The 16,129-nt window shown below is 57.7% G+C and carries 20 protein-coding genes, 1 tRNA gene and 2 pseudogenes; 15 read left to right on the top strand and 8 right to left on the bottom strand.

Annotation, left to right across the window (positions count from 1 at the left end):
- The first annotated feature begins 71 nt into the window (after positions 1–71).
- Positions 72–136, top strand: a tRNA-Val gene (locus tag M0746_RS14945).
- A 124-nt stretch (positions 137–260) separates the two neighbouring features.
- On the opposite strand, the gene M0746_RS14940 is transcribed toward M0746_RS14945, so the two are convergent.
- Positions 261–791 (bottom strand): GAF domain-containing protein, encoded by a 531-nt coding sequence (locus tag M0746_RS14940; protein WP_258449727.1) that lies wholly within the window; start codon positions 789–791, stop codon positions 261–263.
- 198 nt (positions 792–989) lie between these two features.
- Between M0746_RS14940 and M0746_RS14935 the strand changes: the two genes are divergently transcribed.
- Together M0746_RS14935 and M0746_RS14930 are read left to right on the top strand one after the other, a co-directional pair.
- Positions 990–1,244, top strand: coding sequence for a hypothetical protein (locus M0746_RS14935; RefSeq protein ID WP_258449726.1), 255 nt, complete (start codon positions 990–992; stop codon positions 1,242–1,244).
- Positions 1,245–1,258: 14 nt separating this feature from the next.
- A complete protein-coding gene (locus M0746_RS14930) occupies positions 1,259–1,714 on the top strand; it encodes a DUF2214 family protein (protein ID WP_258449725.1) in 456 nt (151 codons plus the stop codon).
- A 225-nt stretch (positions 1,715–1,939) separates the two neighbouring features.
- Here the strand turns inward: M0746_RS14930 and csrA are convergent, their stop codons facing one another.
- Entirely contained in the window at positions 1,940–2,134 is a 195-nt protein-coding gene (csrA, locus tag M0746_RS14925) for a carbon storage regulator CsrA (protein WP_003179932.1), read from the bottom strand.
- Positions 2,135–2,383: 249 nt separating this feature from the next.
- Here csrA and M0746_RS14920 point away from each other — a divergent pair, with 249 nt between their 5' ends.
- A complete protein-coding gene (locus M0746_RS14920; RefSeq protein WP_208938017.1) occupies positions 2,384–2,749 on the top strand; it encodes an SPOR domain-containing protein in 366 nt (121 codons plus the stop codon).
- Between the two features lie 86 nt (positions 2,750–2,835).
- Positions 2,836–3,747: a siderophore-interacting protein gene (locus M0746_RS14915; RefSeq protein WP_258449724.1), complete on the top strand. Its 912-nt coding sequence runs from the start codon at positions 2,836–2,838 to the stop codon at positions 3,745–3,747.
- 51 nt (positions 3,748–3,798) lie between these two features.
- Here M0746_RS14915 and M0746_RS14910 read toward each other — a convergent pair whose 3' ends face one another.
- The 3 genes and pseudogenes from M0746_RS14910 to M0746_RS14900 all read right to left on the bottom strand — a co-directional run bounded on the left by M0746_RS14910 (position 3,799) and on the right by M0746_RS14900 (position 6,049).
- Positions 3,799–4,488 (bottom strand): endonuclease, encoded by a 690-nt coding sequence (locus tag M0746_RS14910; protein ID WP_208938008.1) that lies wholly within the window; start codon positions 4,486–4,488, stop codon positions 3,799–3,801.
- A gap of 39 nt (positions 4,489–4,527) precedes the next feature.
- Positions 4,528–4,692, bottom strand: a pseudogene (locus tag M0746_RS14905) (DUF1654 domain-containing protein); the annotation flags it as partial.
- 268 nt (positions 4,693–4,960) lie between these two features.
- Positions 4,961–6,049 (bottom strand): asparaginase, encoded by a 1,089-nt coding sequence (locus tag M0746_RS14900; protein ID WP_258449723.1) that lies wholly within the window; start codon positions 6,047–6,049, stop codon positions 4,961–4,963.
- A 348-nt stretch (positions 6,050–6,397) separates the two neighbouring features.
- On the opposite strand from M0746_RS14900, the gene M0746_RS14895 reads away from it, so the two are divergent.
- The 8 genes from M0746_RS14895 to M0746_RS14860 all read left to right on the top strand — a co-directional run bounded on the left by M0746_RS14895 (position 6,398) and on the right by M0746_RS14860 (position 14,013).
- Positions 6,398–6,844, top strand: coding sequence for a hypothetical protein (locus M0746_RS14895; RefSeq protein ID WP_258449722.1), 447 nt, complete (start codon positions 6,398–6,400; stop codon positions 6,842–6,844).
- Between the two features lie 201 nt (positions 6,845–7,045).
- The gene (locus M0746_RS14890) at positions 7,046–8,002 is read left to right on the top strand and encodes a sugar ABC transporter substrate-binding protein (RefSeq protein ID WP_258449721.1); all 957 of its coding nucleotides are present in this window, start codon (positions 7,046–7,048) and stop codon (positions 8,000–8,002) included.
- Between the two features lie 56 nt (positions 8,003–8,058).
- A complete protein-coding gene (locus M0746_RS14885) occupies positions 8,059–9,612 on the top strand; it encodes a sugar ABC transporter ATP-binding protein (RefSeq protein WP_258449720.1) in 1,554 nt (517 codons plus the stop codon).
- Positions 9,609–10,586, top strand: coding sequence for an ABC transporter permease (locus M0746_RS14880; RefSeq protein WP_258449719.1), 978 nt, complete (start codon positions 9,609–9,611; stop codon positions 10,584–10,586). The genes M0746_RS14885 and M0746_RS14880 overlap by 4 nt, the downstream gene beginning before the upstream one ends.
- 3 nt (positions 10,587–10,589) lie before the next feature.
- A complete protein-coding gene (locus M0746_RS14875; protein WP_258449718.1) occupies positions 10,590–11,609 on the top strand; it encodes a LacI family DNA-binding transcriptional regulator in 1,020 nt (339 codons plus the stop codon).
- Positions 11,610–11,633: 24 nt separating this feature from the next.
- A complete protein-coding gene (gene rbsK / locus M0746_RS14870; RefSeq protein ID WP_258449717.1) occupies positions 11,634–12,551 on the top strand; it encodes a ribokinase in 918 nt (305 codons plus the stop codon).
- A complete protein-coding gene (gene rbsD / locus M0746_RS14865) occupies positions 12,548–12,952 on the top strand; it encodes a D-ribose pyranase (RefSeq protein ID WP_208937999.1) in 405 nt (134 codons plus the stop codon). The genes rbsK and rbsD overlap by 4 nt, the downstream gene beginning before the upstream one ends.
- Before the next feature lie 32 nt (positions 12,953–12,984).
- Positions 12,985–14,013: a nucleoside hydrolase gene (locus M0746_RS14860; protein WP_208937998.1), complete on the top strand. Its 1,029-nt coding sequence runs from the start codon at positions 12,985–12,987 to the stop codon at positions 14,011–14,013.
- Between the two features lie 32 nt (positions 14,014–14,045).
- On the opposite strand, the gene M0746_RS14855 is transcribed toward M0746_RS14860, so the two are convergent.
- Positions 14,046–14,255: a hypothetical protein gene (locus M0746_RS14855; RefSeq protein WP_258449716.1), complete on the bottom strand. Its 210-nt coding sequence runs from the start codon at positions 14,253–14,255 to the stop codon at positions 14,046–14,048.
- 129 nt (positions 14,256–14,384) lie between these two features.
- On the opposite strand from M0746_RS14855, the gene M0746_RS14850 reads away from it, so the two are divergent.
- Together M0746_RS14850 and M0746_RS14845 are read left to right on the top strand one after the other, a co-directional pair.
- The gene (locus M0746_RS14850; protein WP_208937996.1) at positions 14,385–14,687 is read left to right on the top strand and encodes a hypothetical protein; all 303 of its coding nucleotides are present in this window, start codon (positions 14,385–14,387) and stop codon (positions 14,685–14,687) included.
- A gap of 167 nt (positions 14,688–14,854) precedes the next feature.
- Positions 14,855–15,171: pseudogene (locus M0746_RS14845) on the top strand (I78 family peptidase inhibitor).
- A 69-nt stretch (positions 15,172–15,240) separates the two neighbouring features.
- Here the strand turns inward: M0746_RS14845 and M0746_RS14840 are convergent.
- Both M0746_RS14840 and M0746_RS14835 read right to left on the bottom strand, forming a co-directional pair.
- Positions 15,241–15,453: a cold-shock protein gene (locus M0746_RS14840; RefSeq protein ID WP_003179963.1), complete on the bottom strand. Its 213-nt coding sequence runs from the start codon at positions 15,451–15,453 to the stop codon at positions 15,241–15,243.
- 290 nt (positions 15,454–15,743) lie between these two features.
- Positions 15,744–16,046 (bottom strand): hypothetical protein, encoded by a 303-nt coding sequence (locus tag M0746_RS14835; protein WP_208937994.1) that lies wholly within the window; start codon positions 16,044–16,046, stop codon positions 15,744–15,746.
- Positions 16,047–16,129: the final 83 nt, after the last annotated feature.

Genomic DNA, 16,129 nt, shown 5'->3' with positions numbered 1-16,129 from the left:
TTATTATAGGGTGTAAAGGCGATTTATTACCCCGTTGATTTTGGCACGTTTCCTTTATGTATCAATAGCTTGCGTGTATTCCGAAGTCACCTTGACATGGTGGGGGTCGTTGGTTCGAGTCCAATCGCGCCTACCAAACAAAATCCGCTCTGCTGGGCGGTCTGGAAGGGCTCACCGAAAGGTGGGCCCTTTTTGTTGTCTGGGATTTGTAAAGCCGCTTGGTGGCCAACGTAACTGAGAGGGCTTTCAAGCGTGTACGGTCAGGCGCGCTGCGGTGCGCTGCGTCCGTTTTCTTCTGCCGCCAGGTTGGTGAAGAAAATGCAGCCTATGAGCCTCGCGAACAGCGTCAGTGTTTCCGCAAGGTCCGGGTTATCGAAAAGCACAGCGCGAGAATCCAGCGCGCACAATGCTCCCCACAATCTTCCATCCGGCAGAAAAACAGGTGCGCCTGCATAGCTTTCGATCGCGAACTGCTTCACCACTGGCCGTGAGCACAACCGTCCGTCTTCACTGATTTTCGGCAGAAAAAGCACCTTGGGGTCGCGCCGAAATTCGCTGCAAAGCGTGGTCTCCAGATCCAGGGTATCGCCGACGTTGATGCCGAGTTCGATCGGATCGTACGCCGAGCAGACTATCCATTCGGTTTCGGTAAATTTTGCGATCCCGGCGAAGCGTGTGCCGGTCAGGCGCGTAACGAGCTGCAAGATATTGGTGGTTGCTTCGATCTCGGCGATCGCCGAGCGTTCTTCTGCACTCAGGGATGCTTTGAGAACAGTCTCACTCATTTCCATACGTTCAAATCTCCGGATTGCTTCTGCGTTGCCGAGCCTGCCCTGGCATCATAATCAAGGTCCTTGCCAGGGTCATTAGCGTAGCCTTCCTCGCCAGCCTTTGTCACAAGACCATTTCTTTCACCTACCGTTCGCTTTCCGGTACCTTCGTCCTACATCCACTAAAATAGTGTGGATATTGAAAGGGTTACAGTTTTATTGAACCAGCCGGTTATCAGAAAACTGTTGTGGCAGCAGGTGGGTTTCAGTACTATCCGCCCCGCGTTCACCACCACGGTTTATGCATTTTTAAATCCCAAGCTTCCATCAGCTGCTTGGGATTTTTTTTGCCTGCGATTTGGCTTTTCTCATTCGTCGACGATTCGGTTCGACGGGGCGCGTTTCACGATTGCGCCGAAGCGCATCGGGATTTTTTCAACTACTACTGACTGGCCGATTTTCAACTTCCTGTGAAGGAGAGTGCATCGATGCTGGCTCACTGGTTTCTCGCCGCTATTCACTTGCTCGCTCTTGCCTTGGGCTTCTGGGCTGTGCTGACCCGCGGTACCGCATTCGCGCGGCTGACCGCTGAGGATGGTAATCCCCGGCGCGTCTTGCTGGCTGATAATTTTTGGGGACTGTCTGCGTTGATCCTGCTGGTCACTGGCGGGATGCGGGCCTTTGGCGGGTTTGAAAAGGGCACGGATTATTATCTGCATCAACCGCTGTTCCATTTGAAAATGACCTTGTTCGTGCTGATCCTGTTGCTGGAGCTTGCCCCGATGGTGACGCTGATCAAGTGGCGGATCGCCTTGGCGCGCGGCGCAGCGCTGTCGACAAAGCGCGCGGGGCTCTACGCGCGTATCAGTCATGTCGAGGCGCTGTTATTGGTATTGATGGTGATCGCAGCGACGGGAATGGCGCGTGGCGTGTCATTTGTTTAGCGGTGCGAATTCCCTGCGCTCTGTCGGAAACGTCCGACAGCCAGTCGCTGAGATGGCGGGTAGTATCTGGCGGGCAACGGGAGGAGTGGGATGTTGAAGTGAAGGCGGGACTTGCGTGTCAGGCGCCGTGCCCAGGGATGTGGGAAGCGGATAGCAAAACGGCGCGTAAATCTCTAGCCAGTCATTCCACAAGGTAAACGGACTGGCTACTGACTGCGAGGCGACTCAAGGCGTTTGTGGCTTGTCCGGTGCGGTCAGGCCAGCCTGGATGCGCTGGTAGATCTCTTCACGGTGCACGGCCACGTTTTTTGGTGCGTTGATGCCAATGCGGACCTGTTGGCCGCTAACGCCCAGAATAGTGATAGTGATGTCGTCGCCAATGTTTATGCTTTCACCGACTTTGCGGGTGAGTATCAGCATGGTCTTCTCCTTGATTGCTTTGTAGGGCACCTGATTCAGACAGTGCAGAGGTCGGTGGTACGTATAGATTAGTGCGAAGTCTCACGGTTTGGGTGCCTCTTTCTGACGCGCAGAAGCGGCATTAATTCCCAGGGCGTAACTATACAGAGGCTGTAAGCATCAATCTCGTTGTTTTGTGCCCATTTTGCGGGGCTCGCGAAGATTTATGAATGATAAGATCGCGGCTTTGGAATTTTCGAGGAAAGCGTTGTGCGCAAATTGGTCTGGGTAATCGCAGCACTGGTACTGGCGGGCTGCGGAGAGGGCAAGCAAGGTGATGTGCCGACACCAAAAACTGCCGTTGCAGCGCCGGCAGTCGCCGCGGCTCCGCAGTGGGATCTGGAAGTGCGCGGAGAGACTCCGCAGGCGGTCAGTGACCTGAGTGGCTGGTTGATCGAACATGCTTTCGTGCCGACCGTCATCAAGGACAGCAGTGGCAAAACGCGCATTCTGATTGGCCCGTTCAATTCCAGGGCAGAGGCCGAAGCACGGAAGGTGCAGGTGGACGCGGCGCTGGTCAAGGCAAAAAAACAGAACATTGAGTCGGTGTTGATCGAGCATCCGATCGCGCCGTAAACGATCCGCTCGGCGGAGCCTGCTAAAGGTTGTCAGGCGCGACTCGTTCCTTGTGCAGTCGCTGATGATTTCCAATAGGAGCTCCCATGGCCTCCGCCAACCCGTACAAGCTGTTTGATACAACCCTGCATCGCAAGACCCGGTTGAGTCCACACCTGATGCGCATCACGCTGGCGGGTCCGGCAGTGAGTGAGATGGCTACCTGGGCCCCGGATCAGCGGGTAAAACTGTTTTTCCCTGCAGCCAATGGTTCGCACGCGAAGCTCGCCCAGGAGGACGGCTGGTACGCTCGGTTTCGCGCGATGCTGGCGGATCGACGCCCGGCTATGCGCACCTACACTATCCGCCACTTGCGCGCCGAGGAGGGCGAAGTCGATATCGATTTTGTCCTGCACGGCGAGACAGGTCCGGCGTCGCGCTGGGCACTGCATTCGCAGCCAGGCGATGCGATGCAGATCCTTGCACCTGACCGGCAATTCTCGGCGAAGGAAGCGGGCGGTTTTGAGTGGAAGCCGCCGCAAACCCTCAAGCAGGTGCTGCTGGTTGCCGATGCGACAGCGCTGCCGGCCGCGATGGGCATACTGGAGCAGTTGGCGATGTCTTCGGTGGCGCCGCAAGTCCAGGCGTTTTTTGAAGTGGACAGCCTGCAGGACATGCTTGCCGTTCCCGATTGGCCGGGATTGTCGGTGCAGTGGCTGATTCGCGATCGGGTGAGCGAGTCGGTCGCTGGAACCTTGATGGTGCAAGCCGTACGGGCGGCTGCTCTGCCAATTCGTGCGGCCTCGGGCACTCAATCACCTGAACTGGCTGACGTCGATATCGAAAAAGACATTCTCTGGGAGATCGCCGATAACGCTGCGGATGGATTTTATGGCTGGATTGCCGGAGAGTCTGCGGCGGTGATGAGCTTGCGCAGATACCTGATCAAGGACTGCGGCCTGCCGCGCGAATCGCTCAATCTGATGGGGTACTGGCGACACAACAAGGCGGCTAATTAGCCAATAAAAAAGCCTCGAACATCACGTTCGAGGCTTTCTTTACCTGCCGATTCAGCCGCAGGCTTTCATGTTCACCGGACCGACGAATTCATTGCCGCGTCCCATCACGCACGCCACGCTCTGATTGCGTTGACGTTCCCAGTCTTGCACAGGGTAGGTCTTGTCCCACGCCTCATACAGTTTTCGATCCTGTTTCGACAGGCGCAAGCCGTACTGCTTGCTCATGTAGAAGTACGTTCGGGCGATCATGCCGCGGATCGAAGGGCGGGGCATCACCTTCTTTGCCTTGAAATCAACTTGGGTCAGGCACGAGCCATATTGGCCCGATTGCACTGGCAACCAGCCGAAGCTGAAATTGCTGCGGTCGCCATTCACCTCGCCAATGCTCGGCACCAGGTTGTGCAGATCGGCTTCGGCTTTCTGATAGACCGGGTCGTAGCGTGTGCAGTTCTTGCGTCCACCGCTCTGCCAGCATTGGCGCTGATGACCGATTTGCCAGGCCGGCACAATGTGTTCCCACTCGATGCGCGACGCACGCTTGGCATTTTTGCGCGGTACGTAACCGCAGGCTTTCAGATCAACCCGGTTCCCGGTGTATTTGCATCCGCAATAAAACTCGGTGGACTGGGGCGCATAAAGCTTCCAGGCAGCCTTCTTGGCTTCGGAGAAGGTTCGGGGCGCGCCGGCCTGAGCACTCACGGCGATAAAAAACAGCAGCAACGCAAAACAGCGGACACTCATTGAATCAATCTTCCTTCGGCACAACCCAAAAATCTGTACGCCACCGTCGTCGCGATAAGCGAGGGTGACATTGTCGTTCTCGTCGATTTCCTCGAGCAGGCGTTCCCAATCGTCCATAGGCTCGTCTGGCAAACGGAAGATCAATGCGGCTTTAGCTTTTTGGGCGGTGGGGGAATTGATGATTTTCTGAACGCGCATGCCCATGCGTTCGTAAGCGTCAGGAGCATCAGGGGAAGTGGCCACGAGGTTATCCTTATTAAGCTGTACGTGCATACAGTATTTAACTGTAAGCGTTTTCGCAACTGCTTAAAATTCAAGAAAATCCTCTGACAGTGGTTTTCTGATTTTGGTGTGGGAGGTATCGAATTTTTTGTAGGAAAAGTGCGCGAGGGCGGTGAGCAGCGCATCACCCATTTTAGGGGATGGATGATGCGCAGATTGCCCGGTCAGGAATGGACCGGGCGAAGGTCAATCAGTATTCCCAGAACATCCGCTGCAGCTCTTTGCTGTCGTTGGTCTTGGTCAGCGCGACCATCGCCAGGATGCGGGCTTTCTGCGGGTTCAGGTCATGTGCAACGACCCAGTCATACTTGTCGTCAGGTTGCTCGGCGTTGCGCAGAACGAAGCCGCCAGCGTTGACGTGGGACGAGCGAATGATCTGTACGCCGTCCTTGCGCAGCGCTTGCAGGGCCGGGACGACGCGGGAGGACACCGAGCCGTTGCCGGTGCCGGCGTGAATGATCGCCTTGGCGCCGGACTGCGCGAGAGCCTTGTAGGCCGTATCGCTGACGTTGCCGTAGGAATAGGCGATTTCTACGTCAGGCAGGCTCTTGATGTTCTTGATGTCGAATTCCGAATCCATGGTGTGGCGCTTGGCTGGCAAGCGGAACCAGTAGGACTTGCCTTCAACGACCATGCCCAACGGGCCCCAGGCACTTTTGAACGCCTCGGTCTTGATGTTGATCATTTTGCTGACGTCGCGACCGGACTGGATCTCATCGTTCATGGTCACCAGTACGCCTTTGCCGTGTGCTTCTTTGCTGCTGGCCACGGCCACGGCGTTGTACAGGTTGAGCATGCCGTCAGCGGACATGGCGGTGCCCGGACGCATCGAGCCGACCACGATGATTGGCTTGTCGGTTTTTTCCACCAGGTTCAGGAAGTACGCGGTTTCTTCCAGGGTGTCGGTACCGTGGGTGATGACGATGCCGTCGACATCCTTGCTGTCGGCCAGTTCGGCGACGCGACGCCCCAACTGCAGCAGGTTTTCGTTGGTGATGCTTTCCGAGGCGATCTGCATGACTTGTTCGCCGCGCACATTGGCCAGTTTGCTCAGTTCGGGAATGCCGGCAATCAGTTGCTCCACACCGACCTTCGCGGCCTGATAAGTGGCGCTGTTGGCGGCACTGGCGCCGGCACCGGCAATCGTGCCGCCGGTGGCGAGTACCACGACATTGGCGAGCCTGGTCTGTGTTTCGACTTCTTTTGCATGAAGGGCGGTGGGCAGGAGCAGCAGGAGGGCCAAAGCGCCCGGAACCAAAGTGTTGAAAGCAGATTTCATTATTTTTCTCTCTAGTAGTGAGACGGTGCTGATGCAGGTTCATCTAGATGCGCCCCAAGCCGATCTGGATGCCCGGGGTGCGATGAAAGGAGCAGGATCTGTACCAGCCGTACTGTGCCTCGCCAAAATGCTTAACTTGATGATTTACATCAAGATTTCAGGTGTAAGTAAAAGTTGGGCGCAAGGTTCTATCCGGTTTCCCGAACAAAGTACGCTTTCGTGTTCGGCTCGCCGAAAAAGACTACGACCGCTGTCGAGCCCATCGGCTGGCCGATTTTCGATTTTCTGCTAAAGAAATCCGGGCGAGCGCCGATGGATGTTCAAGGAATCTGAAATCTGGGGATACACATGTCACTGACGGTCGGCTTTGCAAATCCGGGTGCTGTCACCATCGGCGGTAAAACCGCTGCGACGATCAATACTTTGAACGAGGCGGGGAAGGACGCTTCCGCCGAGGCCCTGGGCGTCGAGAAAGACAAAAGCAATCAGGTCAGGACCGGCGGCGCTGCGCCAGAAGAAGGCACAGCCGAGAGCAGCAGCAACCTCAATACCACTGTAAAAATGCTGCTCAAGCGCATGCAGGAATTGCAAAAGCAGCTTCAGGAGCAGCAACAGCAGTTGGCCGCCGCCCAGGCCAAGAGCTACCCGACACCCGAAGCCAAGTCCCAGGCGGTCATGTCGATTCAGGGGCAGATCGCGCAAACCAGCGCCGCGATGACGGAAGTCGCCGCTGCATTGGTCAATGAAATGTCCAAGGGTTCAACCAGTGGCAATGTGGTGAACACCACGGTTTGACGAAGAACGGGCGCATCGGGGGATTCGCCCTACAACAAATGACGATTTCTGATTGTTGACAAATGTCGGCGGGATTCGCATAGTTCGGTCTACGCAAACGTTTGCGTCGATTGCCTCTGGCGCTGTCGCCCCATTCGCAAGCGATGTAGCTTACGCCAGCGCAAGCGTTGCTCACAATAATCATAAGATCGGAGTGAACCCATGAAGCTGCCATTCGCTGGACGTCTTCTTGCTGTCGCTATGCTGGCTGCCACAGCCGCCGCGCTACCTGTCTCCTCGGCGTTCGCCGAATCCGCTGCAAAGCCCAAAGTCGCCCTGGTCATGAAATCCCTGGCCAACGAATTCTTCCTGACCATGGAAGACGGCGCCAAGGCCTACCAGAAAGAACACTCCGCCGATTTCGACCTGATCTCCAATGGCATCAAGGACGAGACCGATACCGCAGGCCAGACAAGGATTGTCGAGCAGATGATCCTCGCCAAAGTCGATGCACTGGTTATCGCCCCCTCGGACTCCAAAGCCATGGTGCCGGTGATCAAGAAGGCCGTCGACGCGGGCATCACCGTGATCAATATCGACAACCAGCTTGATCCGGCAATCGTCAAAAGCAAAAACATCAGCGTCCCTTTCGTAGGGCCCGACAACCGTAAAGGTGCGCGACTGGTCGGTGAGTACCTGGCCAAGCAGCTCAAGGCCGGTGACGAAGTCGGCATCATTGAAGGTGTGTCCACGACCACCAATGCCCAGCAACGTACTGCCGGCTTCAAGGATGCGATGGAGGCTGCACAGATCAAGATTGTCTCCCTGCAATCCGGAGACTGGGAAATCGACAAGGGCAACAAGGTTGCCGCTTCGATTCTCAGTGAATACCCGGACGTCAAAGCATTGCTGACCGGCAATGACAGCATGGCAGTCGGCGCCGTTTCCGCCGTCCGTGCTGCCGGCAAGGCGGGTCAGGTGAAGATCGTCGGTTACGACAACATCAATGCAATCAAGCCGATGCTCAAGGACGGTCGCGTGCTGGCCACGGCTGACCAGTTCGCCGCCAAACAGGCGGTATTCGGCATCGAAACCGCGTTGAAAATCATCAAGGGCGAAAAAGTCGACAGCGGTGCCAACGGCGTGATCGAAACACCGGTCGAGCTGGTCACTCAGTAAGCTTCTGGCGACACAATGGCGCTCGTCCGTCCGGGCGAGCGCACGGAGAGTTTTCTATGTCAGTTTCCGCCCCGAACGCTGTCCTCTCGGTCAGCGGTATCGGTAAGACCTATGCGCAACCGGTGCTGACCGGCATCGATCTGACGCTGATGCGCGGTGAAGTGCTGGCGCTGACCGGTGAGAATGGCGCCGGCAAAAGCACCCTGTCGAAGATCATCGGCGGGCTCGTTACGCCGACCACCGGCCAGATGCAATTCCACGGCAAGGACTATCGTCCGGGCAGTCGCACCCAAGCCGAAGAGCTGGGTGTGCGGATGGTCATGCAAGAACTCAATCTGTTACCGACCCTGTCGGTAGCGGAAAACCTGTTTCTCGACAATTTGCCCAGTAACGGCGGCTGGATCAGCCGCAAGCAACTGCGCAAAGCCGCTATCGAAGCGATGGCGCAGGTCGGTCTCGACGCGATCGACCCGGATACCCTGGTCGGCGAGCTGGGTATCGGCCATCAGCAAATGGTCGAAATCGCCCGCAACCTGATCGGCGATTGCCATGTACTGATTCTCGACGAGCCGACCGCGATGCTCACGGCGCGTGAAGTCGAAATGCTCTTTGAACAGATCACCCGATTGCAGGCGCGCGGCGTCTCGATCATCTACATTTCCCATCGTCTCGAAGAACTCGCGCGCGTCGCGCAGCGGATTGCCGTGTTGCGTGACGGCAATCTGGTCTGCGTCGAGCCGATGGCCAATTACAACAGTGAGCAACTGGTCACGCTGATGGTCGGTCGCGAACTGGGTGAACACATCGACATGGGCTCGCGCAAGATCGGTGCCCCGGCCCTGACGATCAACGGCCTGACTCGCGGTGACAAAGTCCGCGATGTCTCGTTCGAAGTGCGCGCCGGGGAGATCTTCGGGATTTCCGGGTTGATCGGGGCAGGGCGCACGGAACTGCTGCGACTGATCTTTGGCGCGGACGTGGCCGACAGCGGCACCATCGCCCTCGGCTCGCCAGCCAAGGCAGTCAGTGTGCGTTCGCCGGTCGATGCCGTGCGTCATGGCATTGCGTTGATTACCGAGGACCGTAAAGGCGAGGGTTTGCTGCTCAGTCAGTCGATCAGTGCCAACATCGCACTGGGCAACATGCCGGAAATTTCCAGTGGCGGTTTCGTCAACAATGGCGATGAAATCTCTCTGGCGCAGCGTCAGATCGACGCCATGCGCATCCGCAGTTCGAGCCCGACGCAACTGGTTTCTGAATTATCCGGGGGCAATCAGCAGAAGGTTGTCATCGGCCGCTGGCTGGAGCGTGACTGTTCGGTGTTGCTGTTCGACGAGCCGACCCGTGGCATCGACGTCGGCGCCAAGTTCGACATTTATGCCTTGCTCGGCGAGCTGACGCGGCAAGGCAAAGCGCTGGTGGTGGTGTCCAGTGATCTGCGCGAACTGATGTTGATCTGCGACCGCATCGGCGTGTTGTCGGCGGGGCGTCTGATCGATACGTTCGAGCGCGACAGCTGGACCCAGGATGACTTGCTTGCCGCCGCATTCGCCGGCTACCAAAAACGTGATGCGTTGCTCAATGAAGCGGCGCCTAGGGATCTCCCATGAAAACTGCATCTCCTGCCGGCAAACGTAGTGGCAACTTTTTTGGTCTGGGCACCTATCTGGGCCTGGCCGGTGCCTTGCTGGCGATGATTGCGCTGTTCTCGGTCTTGAGCAGCCACTTTTTGTCCTATAACACCTTCAGCACGCTGGCCAACCAGATTCCGGATCTGATGGTGCTGGCGGTCGGCATGACGTTCGTGTTGATCATCGGCGGCATCGACCTCTCGGTCGGTTCGGTGCTGGCGCTGGCGGCTTCAACCGTCAGTGTGGCAATTCTCGGCTGGGGCTGGAGTGTGTTGCCGTCGGCGTTGCTCGGCATGGCGGTAGCGGCACTCGCCGGCACCGTCACCGGTTCCATCACGGTGGCCTGGCGGATTCCTTCCTTTATCGTGTCGCTCGGTGTGCTGGAAATGGCCCGTGGTCTGGCGTATCAGATGACGGGCTCGCGCACGGCTTACATCGGTGATTCGTTCGCCTGGCTGTCGAACCCGATCGCGTTCGGTATTTCGCCGTCGTTCATCATTGCCTTGCTGGTGATTTTCATCGCGCAGGCCGTGCTGACGCGCACCGTATTCGGTCGCTACCTGATCGGCATCGGCACCAACGAAGAGGCCGTTCGGCTCGCGGGGATCAATCCGAAGCCTTACAAGATTCTGGTGTTCAGCCTGATGGGCCTGCTGGCCGGCATCGCGGCGCTGTTTCAGATTTCCCGTCTGGAAGCTGCCGACCCGAATGCCGGTTCCGGTCTGGAGCTGCAGGTGATCGCTGCGGTAGTGATCGGCGGCACCAGCCTGATGGGCGGGCGCGGTTCGGTAATCAGCACGTTTTTCGGTGTGTTGATCATCTCGGTGCTGGCGGCGGGGCTGGCGCAGATCGGCGCGACCGAGCCGACCAAACGCATCATTACCGGCGCCGTCATCGTGATCGCGGTGGTGCTCGACACTTACCGCAGTCAGCGCGCCAGTCGGCGGGGCTAAGACATGGCAACGATCAAGGATGTGGCAGCGCTGGCAGGCATTTCCTACACGACCGTGTCGCATGTGGTGAACAACACGCGGCCGGTCAGCAAGGAAGTGCGCTTGAAAGTCGAAGCGGCGATCAAGAGCCTCGACTATGTGCCGAGCGCGGTGGCGCGTTCGCTGAAAGCCAAGACCACGGCAACCATTGGCCTGCTGGTACCGAACAGTCTCAACCCTTACTTTGCCGAGCTGGCGCGCGGGATCGAGGATTACTGCGAGCGTAACGGCTACTGCGTGATCCTTTGCAACTCCGACGACAATCCCGACAAGCAACGCAGCTATTTGCGTGTATTGCTGGAAAAACGCATCGACGGTCTGATCTTCGCGTCTGCCGGCGGTGACAGCGCCCTGGCGCAGGGGCTGGCCGGGGTGAAAACGCCTATGGTCATCGTCGACCGGGGTCTTGAAGGCGTCGACGCCGATCTGGTGCGTATCGACCATGAATACGGCGCGTACCTCGCAACCCGCCATCTGCTGGAGTTGGGGCATCGCGACATCGCCACCATCGGCGGCCCGGCGAGCACCAGTGTTGCGCAGATGCGTCAGGCCGGTTATTGCCGGGCGTTGACCGAAGCGGGTATCGAGGTGCGGCAGGAGCGCATGCTGGAAAGTGACTTCACCAGCACGGGCGGTTACAACGCCGCGGCGAAGCTGCTGGAAAACAATCCGCCGAGCGCGATTTTTGCCGGTAACGACATGATCGGCATCGGCGTCTTGCGCGCGGCAGCAGAACGCAACGTGCGGGTGCCTGGCGAGCTGTCGGTAATCGGCTTCGATGACATTCAGATGAGCCGTTACGTCTATCCGGCGTTGACCACGGTGGGGCAATCGATCCTGCAACTGGGTGAGATGGCGGCCGAAGTGTTGCTGCGCAGGATCGCCACGCCGAATCTGGGCACCGATCAACGCATCGTTACCCCGAGTATTGTCTTGCGCGAATCCACCGCACCGCTGTCCGGCGTGTTCACCGAATACCGCTGAAACCGAATTGATGAGTAATGATGTATGCCCGCAAATGTAGTGGTAATAGGCAGCCTGAACATGGATCTGGTGACCCGCGCGCCTCGGCTGCCGGTCGGCGGTGAAACCCTGATCGGCCATTCGTTTGCCACGGTGTCCGGTGGCAAGGGCGCCAATCAGGCGGTGGCGGCTGCACGGCTCGGCGCGCAGGTGGCAATGGTCGGCTGTGTCGGCAATGACGATTACGGTGTGCAGTTGCGCGATGCGCTGCTGGCCGAGCAGATCGACTGCCAGGCCGTGAGTACCGTTGACGGTTCCAGTGGTGTGGCGCTGATTGTGGTCGATGACAACAGCCAGAACGCGATTGTGATCGTCGCCGGTGCCAACGGTGCCATGACGCCCGCCGTCATCGATCGGTTTGACGCAGTGCTGCAAGCGGCAGACGTGATCATCTGCCAGCTGGAAATTCCTGATGCCACGGTAGGGCATGCGCTCAAACGCGCGCGCGCCCTCGGCAAGATTGTCATTCTCAACCCGGCCCCAGCCAGTCGTCCGCTGCCGGCGGACTGGTTTGCGGCAATTGATTACCTGATTCCGAACGAGAGCGAGGCGGGCGCACTGAGCGGCATGCCGGTGGACTCGCTGCAGACTGCCGAAAGTGCAGCCACTCGCTTGATTGCCATGGGCGCCGGCAAGGTCATCGTGACCCTGGGCGCGCAAGGTTCGCTGTTTGCCAATGGTCAGGGCTTCGAGCATTTCCCGGCGCCGAAAGTACAGGCTGTCGATACCACCGCGGCGGGGGACACGTTTGTCGGCGGTTTCGCCGCGGCCCTGGCCAGTGGCCAATCCGAAGCTTCAGCCATTCGCTATGGACAGATCGCTGCCGCGCTGTCGGTCACCCGCGCGGGCGCGCAGCCGTCCATTCCCACCATTTCCGACGTAAAGGCTTTTGCATCCGCATGAAAAAAACTCCTTTGCTCAATGTCGCCTTGTCGCGACTGATTGCGTCCCTGGGCCATGGCGACATGGTGGTGATTGGCGACGCCGGTTTGCCCGTCCCGCCGGGTGTCGAGCTGATCGACCTGGCGCTGACTCACGGCGTGCCGGATTTCATCAGCACCCTCAACGTGGTGCTCAGCGAAATGCAGGTGGAAAGCCATGCAATTGCCAAGGAAATCTTCGATAAACAACCGAGCGCCCTGACTGCGCTAGAAGCGTTGAACGAAGAGGGGGCTCTGGGCCGGCGCGATCTGCTCGGCCACGAGCAATTCAAGGTACTCAGCCGACAGGCGCGGGCGATTGTTCGTACGGGCGAATGCCAGCCGTACTGCAACATCGTGCTGGTCGCGGGAGTTACGTTCTGATTTTTCGATTTCACCTGCACAAGGAATGCGCCATGCAACGCTATGCTCAGAAACTGCACCAATTGCTCCGGAGTCTGCTGCTTTTGTCCGTCATCACTGCCACCGGCGCCCAGGCGGCGGAAAAAATCGACCTGATCATCGACACCGATCCCGGCGCTGACGACGTGGTCGCCTTGCTGTTCGCACTGGCTTCGCCGGACGAGTTGAATATCCGCGCGCTGACCACCGTGGCCGGCAACGTACGTCTGGACAAAACCTCTCGTAATGCCCGGCTGGCTCGCGAATGGGCAGGGCGCGAAGATGTGCCGGTATACGCCGGTGCGCCGAAACCGCTGATGCGCACGCCGATCTACGCCGAAAACATTCATGGCAAGGAAGGCCTGTCGGGTGTCACCGTCCACGAACCGAAAAAAGGTCTGGCTGAGGGCAGTGCGGTCAATTACCTGATCGACACGCTGAAAAAGGCCAAGCCACACAGCATCACCATCGCTATGCTGGGTCCGCAGACCAACCTGGCGCTGGCGTTGATTCAGGAGCCGGAGATCGTTCAGGGCATCAAGGAAGTGGTGATCATGGGTGGCGCGCATTTCAATGGCGGCAACATCACGCCTGTAGCCGAATTCAACCTGTTCGCCGACCCGCAAGCAGCGGAAGTGGTGCTCAAAAGCGGGGTGAAGCTGACTTATCTACCGCTGGACGTGACTCACAAGATCCTCACCAGCGATGCCCGCCTGAAGCAGATTGCCGCGCTCAATAACAATGCGAGCAAAATTGTTGGCGACATCCTCAACGAATACATCAAAGGCGATATGGAGCACTACGGCATTCCGGGTGGCCCGGTGCATGACGCCACCGTTGTTGCGTATCTGCTCAAGCCTGAGCTGTTCACTGGTCGCGCGGTCAACGTGGTGGTCGACAGTCGCGAAGGCCCGACGTTTGGTCAGACCATTGTCGATTGGTACGATGGCCTGAAGGCACCCAAGAATGCTTTCTGGGTTGAGAATGGCGATGCTCAGGGCTTCTTTGATTTGCTGACCGAGCGTCTCAAGCGCTTGAAATAAACGACCCGCCCGCAGGTGCCAGCCTGCGGGTTTTATCCCTGTTCCTGCGTGCCTTTTTCGGTAGGGTAGCGCTCGAAAGCCTGCTTGATGAATTGCTGGGCCGCTTCGGTGCCCAGAGCCTTGACCAACAGATCAATGCCAATCAACGCAAGCTCCTCGGTAGTGCCCGGGCTGTATGAACTGTGCCCGTCTGCCCATTTGGCTTTGATGTCGGCGTCGATGTTGATGTTGATGGTGTTCATGGGGCGCTCGAAGAGTTGAAAGTCCGAACGTCGAGTTAACCATTTTGTCGTGCGCTTGGCACTGCGACTTAGGCATGAGCGGGGTGCTATGCGACACTTGGTCTTTTTCAGCGATCCAGGGACCATGCTGTGCAAATTGATTTGAACACACCTGATGGCCTCACCCTTGAAGCTGTGCGCCAGTTATTGGCCTCGGCCAGTGATGACATGCACGTGCAGCTTCGTGTGACCAAGGGTGGCATCGCCTATTTGTCGACGGTTACGGGTGGGCAGGATATCGACGGTCTGCTGTTTCGCCTCGAAACGTGGGCGAAGGGTTCAGGGTATGTCGGCAATGTGGCGGCCAGCGATGAGGTCTGGGTCATGCAGATCTACAACGCGCTCAAGGACAACTGGCCGAATCCGCCTTACGACTACATCGACGTCTACTGAACGCCGTTAATATTCAGTCACGATTGCAGGCTGAGAACGCGGGTGCGCTCAGGCACACTCGGCATTTTTCCGATCGTGCGCCGGCTGATGGCTTTGCTGGCGAAACCAAACGCCGGATTGGCGGTCGCACGATCTCAGCTTAACCATTTTGAAATCAAGGAGGCTTCATGCCTTTGAAGTTCGCGACACTGGGTGCACTTATCGCCGCTGCGCTGTTGGCCGGTTGCAGCACGAGCTCCAGCGAGTCGGCAAAGGAAAGCGTGGCGACCGACACCGGTCACAGCCGCTGTGAAGCATCGGCGGCGCAGTTTACCGTCGGCAAAAGGCTTCGCCGGAACTCCTGGAGCAGGCGCGCGCCAAGGCCGGCGCGCAAAATGCACGTTTTCTCAAGCCGACCGACATGATCACCCTGGAATACCGTTCCGACCGTTTGAATCTGAACACCGACAACAATCTGGTGGTCACCCGCGTCAACTGCGGCTGATCGCACTTTTTTGTTGCAGGCACAAAAAACCCCGTCACATGGACGGGGTTTTTTTAGTGCGCCGGGAAATTACTCTGGGCGAACTTGTGCAGCTTGCATACCCTTTTGGCCTTTCTCAGCCACGAAAGAGACGGTCTGGCCTTCTTTCAGGCTTTTGAAACCGTCGGATTCGATAGCTTTGAAGTGTACGAACAGGTCGTCACCGCCACCTTGAGGAGTGATGAAGCCGAAGCCTTTTTCATCGTTGAACCATTTAACGGTGCCGGTTTGGCGATTAGACATGGTGTATCTCCAAGAAACATATATTTTCAGTAGTGCTGTGCTGCTCAGGCCAACTGGGCACACCCGGGTATCATAGTCGAAATGTTCGCTTTGGGAGCCCCCCGGACGTGCTGTTTGCCAATCAGTCGTGTTTTCTTTACCACCTGTTTCTGCTGTAAGCCCCGGTTTGAAAGGCTTGCAGCGAAACGTAAAGACGATAAAAAAACCTGTAAAACCTGCATAAATCGTCTGAAAAGCTTCATTTCCAGCACTTTTTTCCAGCTTTTAGCCGATCAGAATGCCCGGTTTTTTCATTTTTTTGCTGGGGTATTTGCCTTGCATTTGGCGATCTGACCCAAGGCTTTCTGTTGCAGTTCCGGGGTCGCCTTGTTGTCCATCAATGCCTGAATGTCGCTGGCAGGGTAGGACTTGATGGCATCAGCGCCACAGGCACAATGGGATTTTGCTGCGGCAGCGCCAATTTGCGGCGTCGCCGCCTGCGTGCATTGCGCCATGTATTTTTCGCGCTCGCCCTTCGGCCAATCGGCGTGAGCGCTCAGCGGCAGCAGCAGAGCGAGAGGGGCGACGACGGCGAATAAGGTGTTCAGACGCATGCGAGGATGCTCCTTGTGGGTCAGTGTCTTGTTATCTGAGGGCTGAAAAGCCGATCTAGTTCAGCACTCTGGCATAAAAACGG

Source organism: Pseudomonas sp. S11P7, from assembly GCF_023195435.1.
Classification (GTDB): domain Bacteria; phylum Pseudomonadota; class Gammaproteobacteria; order Pseudomonadales; family Pseudomonadaceae; genus Aquipseudomonas; species Aquipseudomonas fluorescens_G.
Note: the sequence above shows the minus strand (reverse complement) of the source record. Positions and strands in the feature narration are given on the sequence as shown.

What these genes read in the sequence shown, in the direction of transcription:
- M0746_RS14915 (WP_258449724.1), top strand. Translation starts at nt 2,836, where the DNA reads ATGGCCTCCGCCAACCCGTACAAGCTGTTTGATACAACCCTGCATCGC.
- M0746_RS14835 (WP_208937994.1), bottom strand. Translation starts at nt 16,046, where the DNA reads ATGCGTCTGAACACCTTATTCGCCGTCGTCGCCCCTCTCGCTCTGCTG.
- rbsD (WP_208937999.1), top strand. Translation starts at nt 12,548, where the DNA reads ATGAAAAAAACTCCTTTGCTCAATGTCGCCTTGTCGCGACTGATTGCG.
- M0746_RS14855 (WP_258449716.1), bottom strand. Translation starts at nt 14,255, where the DNA reads ATGAACACCATCAACATCAACATCGACGCCGACATCAAAGCCAAATGG.
- rbsK (WP_258449717.1), top strand. Translation starts at nt 11,634, where the DNA reads ATGCCCGCAAATGTAGTGGTAATAGGCAGCCTGAACATGGATCTGGTG.
- M0746_RS14930 (WP_258449725.1), top strand. Translation starts at nt 1,259, where the DNA reads ATGCTGGCTCACTGGTTTCTCGCCGCTATTCACTTGCTCGCTCTTGCC.
- M0746_RS14840 (WP_003179963.1), bottom strand. Translation starts at nt 15,453, where the DNA reads ATGTCTAATCGCCAAACCGGCACCGTTAAATGGTTCAACGATGAAAAA.
- M0746_RS14860 (WP_208937998.1), top strand. Translation starts at nt 12,985, where the DNA reads ATGCAACGCTATGCTCAGAAACTGCACCAATTGCTCCGGAGTCTGCTG.
- M0746_RS14900 (WP_258449723.1), bottom strand. Translation starts at nt 6,049, where the DNA reads ATGAAATCTGCTTTCAACACTTTGGTTCCGGGCGCTTTGGCCCTCCTG.
- M0746_RS14940 (WP_258449727.1), bottom strand. Translation starts at nt 791, where the DNA reads ATGGAAATGAGTGAGACTGTTCTCAAAGCATCCCTGAGTGCAGAAGAA.
- M0746_RS14910 (WP_208938008.1), bottom strand. Translation starts at nt 4,488, where the DNA reads ATGAGTGTCCGCTGTTTTGCGTTGCTGCTGTTTTTTATCGCCGTGAGT.
- M0746_RS14895 (WP_258449722.1), top strand. Translation starts at nt 6,398, where the DNA reads ATGTCACTGACGGTCGGCTTTGCAAATCCGGGTGCTGTCACCATCGGC.
- M0746_RS14885 (WP_258449720.1), top strand. Translation starts at nt 8,059, where the DNA reads ATGTCAGTTTCCGCCCCGAACGCTGTCCTCTCGGTCAGCGGTATCGGT.
- M0746_RS14875 (WP_258449718.1), top strand. Translation starts at nt 10,590, where the DNA reads ATGGCAACGATCAAGGATGTGGCAGCGCTGGCAGGCATTTCCTACACG.
- csrA (WP_003179932.1), bottom strand. Translation starts at nt 2,134, where the DNA reads ATGCTGATACTCACCCGCAAAGTCGGTGAAAGCATAAACATTGGCGAC.
- M0746_RS14890 (WP_258449721.1), top strand. Translation starts at nt 7,046, where the DNA reads ATGAAGCTGCCATTCGCTGGACGTCTTCTTGCTGTCGCTATGCTGGCT.
- M0746_RS14880 (WP_258449719.1), top strand. Translation starts at nt 9,609, where the DNA reads ATGAAAACTGCATCTCCTGCCGGCAAACGTAGTGGCAACTTTTTTGGT.